We start from the raw sequence: 15,017 nt of genomic DNA on the forward strand, positions 1-15,017 counted from the left end.
TTTATTTTTCTCTTAAGAAATCATCCATTACGAGCGAGATAGTATTACTTTAGATGAGATAAAATAACCAATTTTCAGATGAGCCAAATCTTTGCCATTGTCAATCAAAAAGGAGGCGCGGGCAAAACTACTACTGCCGTCCACTTTGCCTATTGGCTCTCTCAACAAGGTACTGTTCTAATGGTCGATGCCGATGCCCAACAGAGTAGTGCCACTTGGCTTGAAGAATTGAAGTTGCCTTGTGAGATCATCAATGAGCCTGATGAATTGTTTGACCGACTTCCCGAACTTGCCGAGAATTATGATTTTGTTATTGTCGATGGCCCGGCTAGTTTTAGTGAAACGACGAGAGTTATCTTAACTCGTGCCGATTTAGCCTTAATTCCTTGTAAACCAGCAGGTTTGGATATGCACAGCACCAACCGCGTTATCAGATTGATCAGACAAGCTAAAGATTTACGAGGAGGTTTACCCAAAGCTGCATTGTTTTTGAATCAAGCTAAAAAAGGTACTGTTTTACTTAGAGAAGCTAAAGTTGCTCTATCTAAAACTGGAATCGAATTACTCGATGCAGTTATTTACGATCGCTCTATAATTACGGACGCTCCGAGCCAGGGTCAAGTGGTATGGCAAATGAGCGGAGCTTCGGCAAAAGTCGCAGCAAGTGAATACGATCTACTTTTTCAAGAAACGAGTGAGGTATTAGATGGCAAGAACTAGAAAATCAGTAGAAGACTTTATCTTCAAAGGTGAAAAAAATGGTGCAGTACAGATAGTCTTTTTAACCGACCTCAAGCTTCCTGCCCTTCAACCACGACAGTATTTTGACGAAGCCAAGTTACAAGAGTTAGCACAAACGATTAAAAATCACGGAGTTTTAGAACCTTTATTAGTGCGCTCTCTACCTCGGCAAAATCAATATGAATTAGTGGCTGGAGGAAGACGCTATCGCGCTGCTGCTCTGGCAGGACTGACTGAAGTACCAGTTATCGTTCTCGAACTGAGCGACGAACAAGCTCTAGAAATCGCCATTGTCGAAAACCTCCAACGAGAAGATTTAAACCCAGTCGAGGAAACGGAGGGAATTCTTCATCTTCTAGCCCAAAGGCTCAAAACCACAGTCACAGAAGTCTCTCCGCTACTCCATCAAATTCAAAAACAGTTAAGAGGAAGGGCAGCCAATAACGTTATTGGCTCGGAAATAATCGAGCAAATTCAAGCTATTTTCGAGTCTCTAGGACTGATGGAATTAGATTCTTTTATCGGTAATCGCCTACCTCTTCTCAATCTCCCCGAAGATGTGTTAGAAGCTCTCAGAAGCGGACAGATCGAATACACTAAAGCTAAAGCGATCGCTACTCTCAAAGATGAAGAACTCAGAAAAGAATTACTCTCTGATGCGATTACCAACTCCCTCTCCCTGAGTCAGATCAAAGAGAAAGTAAATGCTCTCAAACCAGTCAAGCAGAAAGAAGAATTACAAAACCGCTTCGATGTAACCTACAAAATCGCCAAGAAATCAAAACAACTCTGGCAAGACCCAAAAAAGAGAAAGAAACTCGAATCTCTGCTATCTCAGTTAGAACAATTAATTGAATCTGAAGCTAAAAGTGAGGTAAGCAAAACTAAGGACGAATCAACTTCTGAAACCTCAACAGAAGAATCTAAGGAAGAAACGGGACTGACAGATGGGCAACTAGCAGAACTTTTGGGTGTCAGCAATCTTTTAATTAGTGATTATCGAGTTAAGGGACAAAAACCTAGAGGACAAGTTTTAGCTAAAGCATTAACCGAACAATGGGAAGTGAAAGGAGAGGTTTGGGTGCAGAAAAGTTAGAAAGCCACTTGAGAAATTGTTTATTAACGGGATTGAAACAAAATGGAATTTCAAGATATCAGTTCGATTAAAGGTTATCACGCTCACGTTTACTTCGACGAAGCGACGGTCGAACAAGCCAAAGCTTTGTGTGAAGAAGCGGGTAAATTATTTGGAGTCACTGTAGGTCGGATGCACCATAGAGCGATCGGCCCTCATCCATGTTGGAGTTGTCAGCTTGCTTTTAATCACGAGCAGCATACAGATTTACTAACTTGGCTAGCCTTAAACAGAAACGGTCTGACAGTATTGATTCACCCTTTATCTGGAAACGACCTAAAAGACCATACTGATTATGCCTCCTGGATGGGAGAACCACAGGCTTTGAAACTGAGCGTGCTTGAGTAGAGCGAACACAAAAAAACCTCGGCGCACATACCAAGGTTTATTAGAAGAAATCCAATAACTGTTGACGAGAGATTAAAAATTAAGCTCGTTAGCTGACTGCAAATGAAATTAAAACTACGGCTGTAATGAAGCTAGCAGCAATCGCGGCTTGTTTAAAATAGTTCTTTTGTTCCCACACTGTTGGATATTCTTGATAAGTCACTTTGGGTTCAACAGCGTAGTTATTAAGAGTTCCGTTGTCCAATTGAGTGGTGTACATAATTGTTTTTCCTATATTTTGTTCTTTATGTAAATTAATGTAACAATATTGTTTAGTTTTGTAAAGAACATCTTGACAAATAATTTTATATACTCTCTATAAGAATAGTTAATCGAATTAGAGCGAGCGCGCAAATTGCGAACAGATGGTATATGAACAGATTATTTATAGCAATCTATATCGATCTCGAAAACATACCGTGTAGTAAGTTTCAATTAAAAGCTTTAATCAAACAATTAGAATTAGAATCCAATGAAGGCAATAATTCTGCTATCAAGCCCGTTTTCTCGATTAAAAAAGCTTACGGTTTATTAGACTCTATTAATACCGATTTTAAAAAACAACTTTCAGAACTCGGATTTTACATGATTCATACGATCCGAATTGGTGAAAAGAAAAACCGAGCGGATTTGTTTATTAGTATTGACGCTTTCGAGTCTCTATATTTAGATAATCCCAAAATCAATCGCTATATATTTTTAACCAGCGATTCAGATTTTACTGTAATTGGAGAGAAGCTGAGAACTTATGGCAAAGATGTCTGGCTTGTCTGTAGAAAACAAGATAGAGAGCGAGCGATCTTGTCAAACGCCTTCGATAAATTGCTTTACTTAGAAGACTATTATGAATCCGAACGAGATGCCTTTCAAAAAACGGATAACATTGACGAACAAGAGAATGATGAACTTGCCAAAAAAGCTTTTCTTGAAGTACTCAAAACCATCGATCCAGATCGGCTTCCTTGTAATATTTCAGTCATACACGATCGCATGAAATTGTCAGATCCCGGACTCGATATGAGAAATACTAGCTTCAAAAGCTTTAAAACACTGGTTAATTTTTTCGAGGGACAAAAAACGATTGAAACTCAACCAGGAGAAGCCAATCGACCTTGGTTACTTGTTGCTATTCCTCGGGCTGATGAATAATTAATTTTAATTCATTACTTTTTTCTTTCTCTCAAAACCTTCAAGATCTCTTCAACTGGTACTTTCTTATTGTTCAGGGACAGTTTCAAAAAATCTCTTAGCGATCAAAATTTCTCTTTTGCTAAACAAACACCAAATAATAAACCAATGGCAGAAGAACATTTGCATAGTCAAAGTAAAGACTATAAAGTGCAAATTAGAATTACTTCTTCTGAGTGACAGGAGTAACTTCAACTTTTCCTGTTTGAGTACGAGTTACTTGCAGAAACATATCTGTCGTTTCCGCTTCCATCTTGGCAGCTATTTCAGGACAGGGTTTATTAGCATGATAGTTGGGAGCGACTGTTTCAACTTGCTGCCCTTCAACACTGACATTCAAGCGTCCATAGCGTAAGACAGTAGACATCCAAACCAACTCTTTCATAAATCGTTCAAAGCGTCGAATATAGGCTTCTTTTTCTGTATCGATAATTTTGCCCGACTCATCAAATAATTTGTTGACACTGCCAAAGTTGAGGTCGTAAAAAGTGGTTACTAAACCCAACTCACGCATTACAGGTAGTAAACTTTGAATTACTCGCGTCCCTCCAAACGGACTGGCAGAAACTCCACAAATTCCTATAGCCTTATGGATGTACTCTTCTAAATTGGTGTCGAGAACGTGCTTGAGCCAACCAGGGAAGCTGTGATTATATTCTGGAACGACGAGAATCAATCCATCTGCTCGTTCGCAAGTAGCAGCAAACTCAGGAGCTTTAATCTCTTGTCCCGCATCATCTATGGGAAAATGAAGCTGGCGAATGTCAATAAGTTCGGTTTCTACTCCACTCCACTGACTTACCTGCTCTTCTACAAACAAGGCGACAGGTTCGCTCATCCGACCTTGGCGAGTCGTGCCGAGAATCACTGGTATAAATAAGTTAGTCATAGATTTTCTTGGTTGACGACAACAGATAAGACGAAGGCGATCGCTATTTCTTAACCTCTAACAACTCCAAAATTATTCTCACTGGTTGTTTTTCATTATCCATCTTTTCTAATTTTTGCACTAATCGCTTGGGAATATATTTACTCTTTTTATCAATACACTCTCCTTCCCTCCACTCCTCATAGTGATACCAGTATTGCTTGTACTCTTTCCCACTGCGTTTGATGGGTTTGCATTCGATATAACCCGTACCGCATCCTTGTTTGCGCTTTTTATTACTGGGGGGTGTTAATTGTTCCCCCCTATTTATAGAATCTGACTCATTATTTTCATCACCAATTTGTACGTTTCCATCATCTAAAGTGTCGGACTGTTCCCCCCTACTTATGTCACCTCCCCCCAGTAAAAACAAAATATCTGTAATAGGTTTTTTAGATAATTCAGCGGATCGAACCTTATCTAGCAATCTAGTCGGAATGTATTTAGACCGCAGTTTTCCAGCCTCATCGCGGTAGCGATAGTAAAACTCTTCGTACTGCTTACCTCTTCTTGTAATAGTGCGATGGTATATATAGCCAGTTCCATCACCTTTGTTCCGTCTGGTTAAGGTAAGGGAATTTTTACTGGGGGGAGTTACCTTTTTAGTGGAGGGAATTTTATTTATCTGTCCACTACTTTTACTTTCAGGAAAATCTGGATAGACCAGCAGCTTGGAAACAGTAATAGTGGAATCATCTTCAGGAATGTAGACAATAAAGCGATCGCCTAAATCTTTCTGAATAAATCCCTTAAGTTCGGGTTGTTTGAATTGTTTGATAATGCAGGGAATAGAAAACTTCTTGGTTTGAGTTGATTCTCCTTTCTTTGATTCCGATTTTTCCCCTCTTTCTCCCCCCAGTAATTGAGGACACGTCTGTCGAACCAAGCTCGACAGCGTGAGCTGTCCGTTTTGAGATGACAGTTTTTCGGCAAATGATAGAAGTTCTTCTTGGAGTGTTATCGGCAATAGCCAATCGAATCCATCGGAAGAAATACCCGTAGCCGTGAGAGCAGAAAGTGAAGAGTGGGTCGGAATCGCTCTACCCAAATCGACACGTTCGCATTCAGCCAGAATGTCCGACAGTCCCAGAGTAGTCAAACACAATTCATTTTCCCTAACAATTTCTTTTCCTAACATAGCGATCGCCTCTTCGATAGGAAAATAGTTAAATTAGGTTGAGTAAGTCGGGATAGATTGAAGAGATTACACTCCTAATCCTTTCCCTCTGAGCAGAATTAGCTTGAGAAAAAGCAGCACGAAAATCTGGAAGTAGGATACCAATCAACCCAGAATTAGCAGCAATCTTTCTCGCCTGATGCTCTAAATAATCCAAAGTGATGAAATCATCAAAACAAAACTCTAAATCTTCATCACGGGGCGCATAAATGCCTGGGGAGACCCCAGGCGACGGCCCCTCCTCTGCCGTATCCTCTACCGTTACTTCTTCGGCTGGTGGTAAAAGTGGGCAGTTCATTCCAGAAATTAACTTCTCTGATTCGGGCAGCTTCTCTTCAATCCAATCTCTTTGATTGGGAGTCAGTTGAGTTACCTTTTGGGCTGATTCAGAAGCTCGTTCGACAGAAACATCAACCCTGTCTACAAACCAAGTCGGAACGGTAGGAGTTTTACCCTCTCGCTCCATCTGCTCCGATTGTTGCCTCAACGCTTCGATATTGCGCTTAAAGTCTCTCCAATAGAGTTCTGCTCGTTCTCGGTCACTTAAGATTTTTCCGACTCTAAATAGGGCTTGTTCTCTCGATTCTTGTGGATAGATTAATTTCTCTAGCAAGTACTCGACGAATTTGGGATAGGGTTTACCAGTACTCGCTTCCCATTCTTGTTTTTCCGAACTACCAATAGGTTTCTCTGCAATCCATTCTTCCCAATAGGTATGAGAGTGTCCCTGACGGACTTCGTTCATCACGTGAGCTACCAGAGCGGTAATATTTCTCGCCCTACCTACCCCAGACGCGATCGCAGCAGTTACATCTTTTCTAAATCTTTCACGCTGTTCTGGAGAACTCCAAAGAGCAAAGACTTCTTTACGTCTTGACTTAGTACCTTTGGGAGTTTTTTGTGGTTGGGTCGCAGTTGTATTTAGCTCCCGTTCATCTGGCTCAGAAGTATCCGTATCCTGACAATTAGTATCTTTGCTCTTAATGTTGATTTTTTCATCAACATCGCGGAAGACTTCTTCTTCTTTTAAGATTTGTTGACCTAGATCAGTTTCTTCTTCGAGAGTCTTGTTTACTTCATAAGTACCAATTAATGAGGACAAGCCGTCCGAGCCAAGCTCGGACGCTTGATATGTCCGTTCTTCTTGGTTTTCTTCTTGAATTTCTAATTTATTGTTTTGAGAAATTTTTCCCCCCGCTTGAGAGTGGGGTTTATTTGTAATGTTTTCTATGGAAGTTGTATTTGTAGTGTTTTTTGCACAGTCAGAATACTTAGTATCAAGAATTTCCTGTTTACTTAGTATTTGGGTTTTTTCAAATACGGGATTTTCAAGGCTAAGAGCTTCTTCCTGAGATAATTGGTAATTATCAGCCAACTCTTGTAATCTTTCAGTGTTCAAACTGTAATAATAAGTTTGATTTTTAGGATGCCAATAGGGATCGTCGTGTTTGATTTCGTGATGTTTGGTAAATAGTTTTTCCCGTCTGACAACTCTTAGTTCTACTAATTGGCTCATCAGCTTGCCCATTTGCCAGGGAGTAAGAGTGGGGAATACTTCAGAGATCCATTCTTTAATCGATTTGTAGATCCATCTCACGCCATCGATAACTTCTCCATAGCCTTTTAGCCCCCAGTAATGAAGCTGCTGTACGATTGAAGCTTTATTTTTGTCTCCCAGTAAAACGGCTAAAGAGTTAGAAACGGGGATAACATCAAACTTGACGGATAAACCTTCTATTTTGAGAACTGGAGTGTTAAAGGTAACTTGACGCATCACTCTTCACCTCCAGCATTGTTTGAATTTGAAATCGCTCTTCTTGCTAATTCAGATAATTTTTCGTAATCAAGTCGGTAGTAGTACGTTCGGTTTTTCGGTGAATAATTGTGACCGTGATGTTCTTTATAGAGATGTTTGCGCTCTAATACTCCCTTGTCTACCAGAGATGCCAAATAAGAACGCATTTTCCAATCAGAAGCTGTAGGGACGACTTCGGTAATCCAATCTTTAATCGATTTATCAAACCAAAATTTTTTGTCGATTTCGATTCCTCGACCATCTAGTGTCCAAGAATGTATTTGCTGGACGATAATAGCTTCTTCGTAACTTCCTAAAAGTGCCACTAGAGAATTGGAAACAGTTACAATGTCGAATTTGGTTTCTCGTCCCTCAACTCGTAAAATGCGATCGTGCGTGGAGATGGTATTCATTTTTCATCTCCTTTAACAATAATTTTATTTGCAACCTGAAAATTAGCTATAGCAGGGTTTTTGTCTATTTTAGAAGCGAGGTTTGAAAAAAATTTATCAATTTTTACCCAAAAAAATTTCTTTTCAGTCTTAGTTTGTGTCATAATTCTGGTGTGGGTTCAACCACAGAAAATTTATATAAAAAACCGCTCCACCTATTTCGATAGAGAAGGCGGTTGGTTTTTAAGAAAGCAGTTGTCATAACCGTCGGAAAGTCAGGCAACTGTTTCTGCTTTTCTATAGAGAAATTGTAAAACGATTGTGGTACTTATCCGCTTTTTGATCGCAACATTTTAAGATTGTTTAGATTTTTTCCCAATCAAGGGTATTTGAATAATAGTTAACCCATCGTTACTCGGACGCATTAGTAAGATTTTATGTAGAATTTATAACCTTGTAACATCTCTTTACAACAATGAAGATTATATTGGGGGCGGTCGATGAATGAAATTGATTGTAGTCGGGCGCGTGCCGAGATATGTGTAAAATAGTGCAAGATAGACCTCTAACCCTTGCTGTATATAGCTTTAAAATCATTCGCCTAAAAAAGTTGATATTTGACATCTATTTCATTGCCTAAAACATACCATTCTCGGCAAAGTTCAAACTTCAGAAGCACTATTTATTAATAGTTTCAGCTTTTAAAGATAAACATACTCAACGTTCTTTTTCGGCAATATTTTTTAAAATAGGCAAATCCAACAAATTATTTTTTATCAATCCTAAAGCTTGAAAAGCCTATTCTTTCGTCAAGAGCGATCGCAAAAATCAGAAAAATATCCCAATTGCTGAAACCTTTGCTGTATATAGCTTTAACAGCTATCTTGCACTATTTCGGGCATATCTCGGCTCTCTCCCTAATTGTTGAATTTCTTCTGATAGTTCTCAAAGTCTGATTGAAGTCGAGGCACGGTCGGGTCTCTCGACTATGTGCAATTGACTTGTTGAAGTTGTCATAATTTTTAATTCTTTGTTGTTGTTGTTTTGAGTTAATATTACGGCGTTCTCACGCATCCGAGCCAAGAGACGCTGCGCGTAGAGAACCGGATGTCGCCACCTCACGGACATCACGAGCGGGTGAACTTGGTTCACCCGACGTGTCCTCTATTTTTCGTAAAGATATAATCCCAATCCAAACCGTGCAGCACAGCGACGAAACGCCATGCTTTCGGCATTCGAGGAAGGATCGCCATAAGCGATTTCTTTTACCTCATAAGAATTATTATCTTTGTTGTATTTTTCTCGCTTGAGTTCTTCAGTTCCCGTTGCCTCGCGATAAACATTTCCCTCTGAGGTAGGAATAGTCAGACGACCCACTATGAATAAGCGATCGCGACTGATTAAAGTTTCTTTAATTTCCCAAGTCCAGCCAGGGGCGTACTTATCAAGGATTTTGTTACACGACCACCAAGGCAGATACAAAGCAAAACCTTTATCGGCGGGTAATTTCTTTAGCATGGTTGGGGGTAATTTGCGTTTGAACGCTTCTTGAATTTGAGCTAGCGACCATTCCCCAGGATGAGTCGGTGGTGTTAAGTCTAATTTTTGAGTTGGCATTGTTTTAGCTGTTGAAGATGTTTCGTTCAGCCACCGCTTAATTCTGGTTAGATGTTTGCAATGGCTTGAATATTGATTTATGCTGCTAGATATTCGTTTACAGCTTCATCGATCTTTTCAGAGATGCAATCTCGCTCTCCAAGCCTCTGAGCCATAATGAATTATTTCCTGGAATGAACTTGAATTGATGTTTGAAAGGTTTTGATGATAGGTGCAGTTCATTAATTAACTACACCTAACCGTTCATTTACGGGGTTCACAAGCCCCCGAATTCGATTTGGGGGACGACTCCTCACCAGCGAGGTGAATAGCCAGTTGAGTAATACTGGTAATCGTCGAAGTCTGCACCGAAATGTTTAGCTGTTTCAGATTCGGTTGAGTCGATGCCTCTGTTACCAGAGGACACCTCTCGTTCAAAACGTAGCGTGCAACTTTCACCGCACTACGCTCCTGATTACTGATTACTTGGTCTGATTTTTCAGCCGTTCAACCCTCACAAGACCGTGAATGGTTTTGTGCTGGTGACATTCTCGGTGTAGGGCTTCCAAGTTCTTTGGTTTCCAATTGTTATGGTTTCCATCGATATGGTGTAGTTCAACTGTGTCACCAGGGAGAAATTTAAGTTGACAAGCGTTACATTGGAACTTTTTGTTGTCCCCGTCCTACTTCCAGCTTCACTTTGGGTGTTATTTCACCCTCTGTGTGGATAGGTCTGGCGTATCGGCATCCCTGACCGTGGAGGAATTTAACCTCCTCATGACCGAAGTTACCCTTGCCTTATTTCGAGCAAAGCTCAGGCGTTGCAAGGACTCTAGGCTATGAATTTACCTAGAAACGAACCGCGCGACTAAATAATCCAACCCGAAAGCGTAAGAGTCTGCGTAGCGTTGCATTCCTCGAATTTTTATCTCAGCATCATATCCTTTGAGATATTTAGGTTTTCTAATTTCGCTCCAAGAACAGCGATAGAAAGTATTGATGGTTTTGAAATATCCAGATATTTCTGCTTCGCTACAGCCCAGGTAAACTAGAAAAGCTAGTTCTGTTTCGGTGGCATTTCCCCAACCATAGCGATCTTCTTTAGTAGCTTCGCAAATAGCCACATTTTCGCATAGTTGTGTGACTTTGAAGCTTCCCTTTGGGGAAACTTTTAAAACTAAATCGTTTAACATGATAAATACCTCGTTATTTGGGGTTAAGCCGAGGTTGGATACTTTGGTTCGTTTCTACCTCGGCTCTGATTTAAGAACAAATTTCTTTTTAAATCAACTATCAATACAATAGCATGGATACACGCAATTATACTGATAGTTATAAAAATTAATAGTAAGGATACTTGCTATATTGTTAATTAATAGCTAGTAACTGAATGCAGAGCAATGTCTAGACCTGGTGGCAATCCAGCTTTGACGGAACATCAATTTACAACAGATCGGGAAGAACCCTGCACTGCCAAATTACAAGTGCGTGTACCTCCCTCAATGCTTGATGAATTAAAGGAATATCAAAACTGGCAAGAAATTGTTAGGCAGGTTCTTGCAGAAGAACTTGTCAAGCTGAGGAAGCAGAAAGAAACAGGCAAGAAAAAGAAGCTCAAAAATACAAATAAGTAATTAAGTAATGCAGTAAGCATTTAAGTAATTGAAGAATTTTCAAGCTTTAAAAATCGACGTACTCCTGTAAAAAAGTAAGCAGTCTGTAATCGAAACAGCAAGCGAGAGATCGCGCTTTTAGCAAGGCAAAATTTCACCATTAGAAGGCAAAAAAGTTTCAGTATTTTCTAAATCAATTCGTCAATGCGAGCTAGTAAAACCCGTCATCCGAGTCTTTACCAACCTTGGATGAAGAATGCCTACGGCAATTCCTCGTGATTTTAAATCCACAGACAGCGATTTTCCAGCCATTGACAAAGCAACTTTCGACATTCGATAACCATAAGAACCACCAGAGGTATTATCGTCAATTGAACCCATACGGCTGGTCATCAAAATGACTTTTAAACCTGATTTTAAGTTATTTAATAAAGCCTGAGTTAACCTCAAAGGAGCGATCGCAATGGGACAAGCGATCGAATGTTTGGCAGCAGACTATATTGCTTTACCTAAGTAGTACATTTGTTTACTTCGTATATACGAGGTAAGTTTGTTTGCTTAACATTGCTTAATATCTGCGTATTATTTTTACTCAACTTTGTATTTATCAAAAAGCTTATAGCTTAGAGCTAGAGTGAAACTTTTTGACTCAATTAGTACATTCGTTCACTGGCTAAATAGCCAGTGAGAATTTTTTTACTCCTACAAACGCTTAAAATCGATCGCTTGTGCTTAAGCAAAAGAGGTTCAAAGGTTAATATAGAGGGATTGTTCAGTGCTTAAAAATTCTAATGACAGGAAGATACCAGGAAAAACCTCTTACACCGCGAGAATTAAAAGCAGCAAAAATGATGGCTCAAGGAGCGAGTCAGAGAGAGATTGCCAAAAAAAATTCCCATCTCTGCTTTTTCTCGATTGCTGCTTAATTTAATGGCATGAAACGAATAAGGCAAACGTAATCTATCCTTTAGTTCGCCCTACTACTGAAAATCCCATGCCACACTCAAGAGATAGCTACACGCCTCCTAGTTCTGATGAATCTCTCTATCGGATAATGAATTCGAGTTCGTGGATGTCTCGGAGTTTTAATGTCGAAGCAATGATATTAACGGAAGCTATGAATAATATTACTCAACCCCTTCCCAATCGCCAAGCCAATCCAAATAGAATTATCCATTGGGAAATAATTGCCAATCTCGTTCTAATCGGACTTGCTTTGGGAGTTCAATTCACAGATCGTTCTCATGTAGGACAAACTTCAGTCGAACTTTATCCTACCTCTCAGTATCGTTAGTGCGGTCGCACCGAGAGCGAAGCTATGATTGCTTTCTTTAATATTTAAACAGCATAAATTAACTCCTACCGACCTATTAATTATTGATAGATACAAAAGGAGGAGAACATGAAACCCTTAGTCTTACCTATCTTTTTAGAAACGAGTTTATCTGTCTTAACTTTTTGTAACTTTTAGACATTAATGGCGTAAAATCTTTAGAGTTATCTGGCGTAATTCAAACGCTTTCAACAGAGGTAATTACGTTCTAAATTGGCAAGAACAGAGTAGGACTCTAACATAACTAAACTCTCCCAACTACGAGGTTTAATTTCTAAAAAGTTTCCTGCCAGGATTTGTAGAGTAATATCTCTTTGCTGTAGTGTCTCTATAATATCTATGAAGTTCTGAATATCCAAACAGAGCGTGGAAGTGTCCCAAACAACTAAAATATCTCCCGCTCTAGCATATTCTAAAGCCAATATTAAATTTGACTGGTCATCTCCAGGACAATCGAGCAGATCGTTAAATATTGTTTGACAACCTGCTTTTTTTAAAGCAATGATTTGTTCGGAATTAGTATTATATTTCTGTCCTTTGAAACTGCAAACATAACCAATTTTCATCTCTCTCTAAATTGCTCCAATAACTAAACATTCCCTGGCAGCCTCAACCACTTCTGCTGTGATGCAGTTAAGCTCGTTAATTTTAATTACGCGCTGAATTTGGCGAAACAAACGATTCAGAAGGCGGAAATTACCATTAGTAATCCGAGCGATTACGCTTCGCGTAGCCTTCGGATCGCAGCAATGGCTTCTGCATCGGTAAAATCATTAGGATTCATCTTCAAATCCAATCTTTCCCAGTAATGAGCAAGCATAAACCGCATCTCCTCTTGGCTCAAAGCACGATACTGGTGGGCAAAGCCAACACGAGAATAAAGTTGAGGATATCGGGATAACTTCTTCTCCAATCCTGGCATTCCAATAAATATCAAGCCGATATTTCCAGCGTCGTAAATTTCTCGAAACTGCTCGATACCACTCATCTTCAAGCGTTCGGATTCATCCACAATAATCAACTCGCAAGAGCGATTAATGTAATCGTCACTAATAATCCAACTTTGTTTTTCAGGAGGTAAAAGTTCTTCATGAAAACGTCCCAACTGAGTTCGCATCATTAAAATTCTCTGCTTGATAACACGAGCGGGATTATACATCCTTACAAGGGTAGGTTTTTTACAAAGGGAGGAGTAAAAGCTCAGAAATAAGGTAAAAGTATTAAGAGAAGTAAATAGTATAGTTATCATGAGATGAAATTAAATCAACATCTCAAAGATTGGAAACAGATTGTCAGTCAAAAATTTCCAGACCTGAGTCTACCTCAAGTTTCTGGATTAGCAACCTGGAGTTTTGGAATGGTAATGACACAATCAAGCAGTCTGACTAAAGTTTCCACGTTAATTGCCAAAATCAATCAGGAGAAAGACAATACGGTACGCCAAAGATTGAAAGAATGGTACAAAGAAGAAACAGCCAAAGCCAAAACAGGGAATAAAAGAGTATCTCTGGAAGTAAAAGGCTGTTTTGCCTCATTACTAAAATGGATTGTCGATTTACTACCTCAAAGTAATCAAGAGTTACCAATGGCATTAGATGCCACCAGTATCGGTCAAAATTTTGTAGTTCTTTCAATCAATGTTTTATATCGAGGTAGTGCCATTCCTATAGCTTGGAAAGTGGTTAAAGGGACAGACAAAGGTAGTTGGAAACCGTACTGGAAAGAACTGTTTCAATCTCTCAACAATGTTGTGCCGACAGATTGGAAGGTAATCGTTAGTGCTGATAGAGGATTGTATGCTCCTTGGCTATACGAACAGATTGTGAAATTAGGTTGGCATCCGTTTTTACGAATTAATCACCAAGGTCAATATCGACGACAAAATTCATCTTTATGGTATTCTCTATCAACAGTTGTAACTGATGCTGGCGAGAGTTGGTCTGGACGAGTGACTTGCTTTAAAAGCAATCAGATTGATTGTACTCTTCTAGCTCGATGGGATGAGGGTTATACTGACCCTTGGTTAATTCTCACGGATTTAAAATCAACTGATGCTGATATTGGTTGGTATGGATTTCGCTCTTGGATTGAATGTTCCTATAGAGATGTCAAAAGTGATGGTTGGCAATGGCATAAAACTCGTCTTTTGAAAGCCGAGAGAGCCGAACGTCATTGGTTAGCAATGGCAGTGGCTATGCTGTGGATGGTTACTCTGGGTGGAGAACAGGAAATTTCCTCTAAGGATGAATTAATTGGCGATCGCTCTTTAGCTTTTGAACCCACTCCTACTCGTCAAATCTCTTGTTTTCTTAATGGTTTGTTAACTATAGTAGCGCGACTGCTCAATGGTCAGTCTGTCGCTCTTGGTCGTTTGCTTCCTTTCTCTTTCAATCACTTCAGCGATTTGGCTTTTTCTGATTCTTCGTAGATTGTAAAAAACCTACCCTTGTAAGGATTATACATCTCCCCTGTATAGAGTAAGGTATGGCACTCCTTAATTTCAGGGGGTAAAGGTAAATAGGGAAGATGAGTAGGAAGACGGTTTTCGAGAAAAAACCATTTGGCATAGTAACGAGCCGAAAGAGTTTTACCTACCCCTGGCGCACCGTAACATAAACCAATATATTTCTCTCTACGACAGGCATCGCAGAATTCAGCGAATCGTCGATATTCTTTGGTCAGAATAAAAGAGTTCTGTTCTTCTATAGCACTTGTATCATCAACGCATTTCT

General features: G+C 39.6%; 18 protein-coding genes and 3 pseudogenes. 8 read left to right on the top strand and 13 right to left on the bottom strand.

The annotated features are described in order from the left end of the window. The first annotated feature begins 78 nt into the window (after positions 1–78). The 3 genes from STA7437_RS23590 to STA7437_RS23600 are packed head-to-tail and all read left to right on the top strand — an operon-like array spanning position 79 to position 2,224. A complete protein-coding gene (locus tag STA7437_RS23590; RefSeq protein ID WP_015195612.1) occupies positions 79–720 on the top strand; it encodes a ParA family protein in 642 nt (213 codons plus the stop codon). Further along, positions 707–1,837 carry a ParB/RepB/Spo0J family partition protein gene (locus tag STA7437_RS27535; RefSeq protein ID WP_015195613.1) on the top strand — a complete coding sequence of 377 codons (1,131 nt, stop codon included), beginning with the start codon at positions 707–709 and terminating at the stop codon, positions 1,835–1,837. Before STA7437_RS23590 ends, STA7437_RS27535 begins: the two co-directional genes overlap by 14 nt. Positions 1,838–1,879: 42 nt before the next feature. After that, the gene (locus STA7437_RS23600) at positions 1,880–2,224 is read left to right on the top strand and encodes a DOPA 4,5-dioxygenase family protein (RefSeq protein ID WP_015195614.1); all 345 of its coding nucleotides are present in this window, start codon (positions 1,880–1,882) and stop codon (positions 2,222–2,224) included. Between the two features lie 88 nt (positions 2,225–2,312). On the opposite strand, the gene psb34 is transcribed toward STA7437_RS23600, so the two are convergent. Then, positions 2,313–2,483, bottom strand: coding sequence for a photosystem II assembly protein Psb34 (gene psb34 / locus STA7437_RS26345; RefSeq protein ID WP_015195615.1), 171 nt, complete (start codon positions 2,481–2,483; stop codon positions 2,313–2,315). 152 nt (positions 2,484–2,635) lie between these two features. On the opposite strand from psb34, the gene STA7437_RS23610 reads away from it, so the two are divergent. Beyond that, complete coding sequence (locus tag STA7437_RS23610; protein ID WP_015195616.1) at positions 2,636–3,412, top strand: NYN domain-containing protein; 777 nt, start codon at positions 2,636–2,638, stop codon at positions 3,410–3,412. A gap of 202 nt (positions 3,413–3,614) precedes the next feature. Here the strand turns inward: STA7437_RS23610 and STA7437_RS23615 are convergent, their stop codons facing one another. From STA7437_RS23615 to STA7437_RS23640, 8 genes and pseudogenes are all read right to left on the bottom strand, one after another. Next, the gene (locus STA7437_RS23615) at positions 3,615–4,340 is read right to left on the bottom strand and encodes an NADPH-dependent FMN reductase (RefSeq protein WP_015195617.1); all 726 of its coding nucleotides are present in this window, start codon (positions 4,338–4,340) and stop codon (positions 3,615–3,617) included. Between the two features lie 43 nt (positions 4,341–4,383). Beyond that, the gene (locus STA7437_RS23620; RefSeq protein WP_015195618.1) at positions 4,384–5,517 is read right to left on the bottom strand and encodes a hypothetical protein; all 1,134 of its coding nucleotides are present in this window, start codon (positions 5,515–5,517) and stop codon (positions 4,384–4,386) included. Positions 5,518–5,545: 28 nt separating this feature from the next. Next, on the bottom strand, positions 5,546–7,330 hold the full coding sequence (locus tag STA7437_RS23625) for a hypothetical protein (protein WP_015195619.1): 1,785 nt from the start codon (positions 7,328–7,330) through the stop codon (positions 5,546–5,548). Then, positions 7,330–7,764 (bottom strand): hypothetical protein, encoded by a 435-nt coding sequence (locus STA7437_RS23630; protein ID WP_015195620.1) that lies wholly within the window; start codon positions 7,762–7,764, stop codon positions 7,330–7,332. Before STA7437_RS23630 ends, STA7437_RS23625 begins: the two co-directional genes overlap by 1 nt. Beyond that, positions 7,761–7,907: a hypothetical protein gene (locus STA7437_RS26720; protein ID WP_015195621.1), complete on the bottom strand. Its 147-nt coding sequence runs from the start codon at positions 7,905–7,907 to the stop codon at positions 7,761–7,763. Before STA7437_RS26720 ends, STA7437_RS23630 begins: the two co-directional genes overlap by 4 nt. Before the next feature lie 1,000 nt (positions 7,908–8,907). Further along, positions 8,908–9,360, bottom strand: coding sequence for a hypothetical protein (locus STA7437_RS23635; protein WP_015195622.1), 453 nt, complete (start codon positions 9,358–9,360; stop codon positions 8,908–8,910). A gap of 461 nt (positions 9,361–9,821) precedes the next feature. Beyond that, a pseudogene (locus STA7437_RS27830) lies at positions 9,822–9,986 on the bottom strand (HNH endonuclease signature motif containing protein); the annotation flags it as partial. Positions 9,987–10,184: 198 nt separating this feature from the next. After that, a complete protein-coding gene (locus STA7437_RS23640; RefSeq protein ID WP_015195623.1) occupies positions 10,185–10,532 on the bottom strand; it encodes a hypothetical protein in 348 nt (115 codons plus the stop codon). Between the two features lie 207 nt (positions 10,533–10,739). Between STA7437_RS23640 and STA7437_RS23645 the strand changes: the two genes are divergently transcribed. After that, on the top strand, positions 10,740–10,973 hold the full coding sequence (locus STA7437_RS23645) for a hypothetical protein (RefSeq protein WP_015195624.1): 234 nt from the start codon (positions 10,740–10,742) through the stop codon (positions 10,971–10,973). A gap of 117 nt (positions 10,974–11,090) precedes the next feature. Here the strand turns inward: STA7437_RS23645 and STA7437_RS25715 are convergent. Continuing rightward, a pseudogene (locus STA7437_RS25715) lies at positions 11,091–11,414 on the bottom strand (SDR family NAD(P)-dependent oxidoreductase); the annotation flags it as partial. A 329-nt stretch (positions 11,415–11,743) separates the two neighbouring features. On the opposite strand from STA7437_RS25715, the gene STA7437_RS27540 reads away from it, so the two are divergent. Continuing rightward, positions 11,744–11,878 (top strand): hypothetical protein, encoded by a 135-nt coding sequence (locus STA7437_RS27540; RefSeq protein ID WP_281169290.1) that lies wholly within the window; start codon positions 11,744–11,746, stop codon positions 11,876–11,878. Positions 11,879–11,946: 68 nt separating this feature from the next. After that, positions 11,947–12,246 carry a hypothetical protein gene (locus tag STA7437_RS23650; RefSeq protein WP_015195625.1) on the top strand — a complete coding sequence of 100 codons (300 nt, stop codon included), beginning with the start codon at positions 11,947–11,949 and terminating at the stop codon, positions 12,244–12,246. Positions 12,247–12,473: 227 nt separating this feature from the next. On the opposite strand, the gene STA7437_RS23655 is transcribed toward STA7437_RS23650, so the two are convergent. After that, the gene (locus STA7437_RS23655; protein WP_015195626.1) at positions 12,474–12,851 is read right to left on the bottom strand and encodes a recombinase family protein; all 378 of its coding nucleotides are present in this window, start codon (positions 12,849–12,851) and stop codon (positions 12,474–12,476) included. A gap of 152 nt (positions 12,852–13,003) precedes the next feature. After that, positions 13,004–13,405: an AAA family ATPase gene (locus STA7437_RS26350; RefSeq protein WP_322785869.1), complete on the bottom strand. Its 402-nt coding sequence runs from the start codon at positions 13,403–13,405 to the stop codon at positions 13,004–13,006. A gap of 132 nt (positions 13,406–13,537) precedes the next feature. On the opposite strand from STA7437_RS26350, the gene STA7437_RS23665 reads away from it, so the two are divergent. Then, the gene (locus STA7437_RS23665) at positions 13,538–14,713 is read left to right on the top strand and encodes a transposase (RefSeq protein WP_015191547.1); all 1,176 of its coding nucleotides are present in this window, start codon (positions 13,538–13,540) and stop codon (positions 14,711–14,713) included. Between the two features lie 107 nt (positions 14,714–14,820). Here the strand turns inward: STA7437_RS23665 and STA7437_RS25210 are convergent. Next, positions 14,821–14,991: pseudogene (locus STA7437_RS25210) on the bottom strand (AAA family ATPase); the annotation flags it as partial. Positions 14,992–15,017: the final 26 nt, after the last annotated feature.

Source organism: Stanieria cyanosphaera PCC 7437, from assembly GCF_000317575.1.
In the GTDB taxonomy this organism is placed as follows: Bacteria; Cyanobacteriota; Cyanobacteriia; order Cyanobacteriales; family Xenococcaceae; genus Stanieria; species Stanieria cyanosphaera.

Excerpts from the sequence above, each read along its gene's own strand:
- STA7437_RS23590 (WP_015195612.1), top strand. The coding sequence starts at position 79 with ATGAGCCAAATCTTTGCCATTGTCAATCAAAAAGGAGGCGCGGGCAAA.
- STA7437_RS27535 (WP_015195613.1), top strand. The coding sequence starts at position 707 with ATGGCAAGAACTAGAAAATCAGTAGAAGACTTTATCTTCAAAGGTGAA.
- STA7437_RS23600 (WP_015195614.1), top strand. The coding sequence starts at position 1,880 with ATGGAATTTCAAGATATCAGTTCGATTAAAGGTTATCACGCTCACGTT.
- psb34 (WP_015195615.1), bottom strand. The coding sequence starts at position 2,483 with ATGTACACCACTCAATTGGACAACGGAACTCTTAATAACTACGCTGTT.
- STA7437_RS23610 (WP_015195616.1), top strand. The coding sequence starts at position 2,636 with ATGAACAGATTATTTATAGCAATCTATATCGATCTCGAAAACATACCG.
- STA7437_RS23615 (WP_015195617.1), bottom strand. The coding sequence starts at position 4,340 with ATGACTAACTTATTTATACCAGTGATTCTCGGCACGACTCGCCAAGGT.
- STA7437_RS23620 (WP_015195618.1), bottom strand. The coding sequence starts at position 5,517 with ATGTTAGGAAAAGAAATTGTTAGGGAAAATGAATTGTGTTTGACTACT.
- STA7437_RS23625 (WP_015195619.1), bottom strand. The coding sequence starts at position 7,330 with ATGCGTCAAGTTACCTTTAACACTCCAGTTCTCAAAATAGAAGGTTTA.
- STA7437_RS23630 (WP_015195620.1), bottom strand. The coding sequence starts at position 7,764 with ATGAATACCATCTCCACGCACGATCGCATTTTACGAGTTGAGGGACGA.
- STA7437_RS26720 (WP_015195621.1), bottom strand. The coding sequence starts at position 7,907 with ATGACACAAACTAAGACTGAAAAGAAATTTTTTTGGGTAAAAATTGAT.
- STA7437_RS23635 (WP_015195622.1), bottom strand. The coding sequence starts at position 9,360 with ATGCCAACTCAAAAATTAGACTTAACACCACCGACTCATCCTGGGGAA.
- STA7437_RS23640 (WP_015195623.1), bottom strand. The coding sequence starts at position 10,532 with ATGTTAAACGATTTAGTTTTAAAAGTTTCCCCAAAGGGAAGCTTCAAA.
- STA7437_RS23645 (WP_015195624.1), top strand. The coding sequence starts at position 10,740 with ATGTCTAGACCTGGTGGCAATCCAGCTTTGACGGAACATCAATTTACA.
- STA7437_RS27540 (WP_281169290.1), top strand. The coding sequence starts at position 11,744 with ATGACAGGAAGATACCAGGAAAAACCTCTTACACCGCGAGAATTAAAA.
- STA7437_RS23650 (WP_015195625.1), top strand. The coding sequence starts at position 11,947 with ATGCCACACTCAAGAGATAGCTACACGCCTCCTAGTTCTGATGAATCT.
- STA7437_RS23655 (WP_015195626.1), bottom strand. The coding sequence starts at position 12,851 with ATGAAAATTGGTTATGTTTGCAGTTTCAAAGGACAGAAATATAATACT.
- STA7437_RS26350 (WP_322785869.1), bottom strand. The coding sequence starts at position 13,405 with ATGATGCGAACTCAGTTGGGACGTTTTCATGAAGAACTTTTACCTCCT.
- STA7437_RS23665 (WP_015191547.1), top strand. The coding sequence starts at position 13,538 with ATGAAATTAAATCAACATCTCAAAGATTGGAAACAGATTGTCAGTCAA.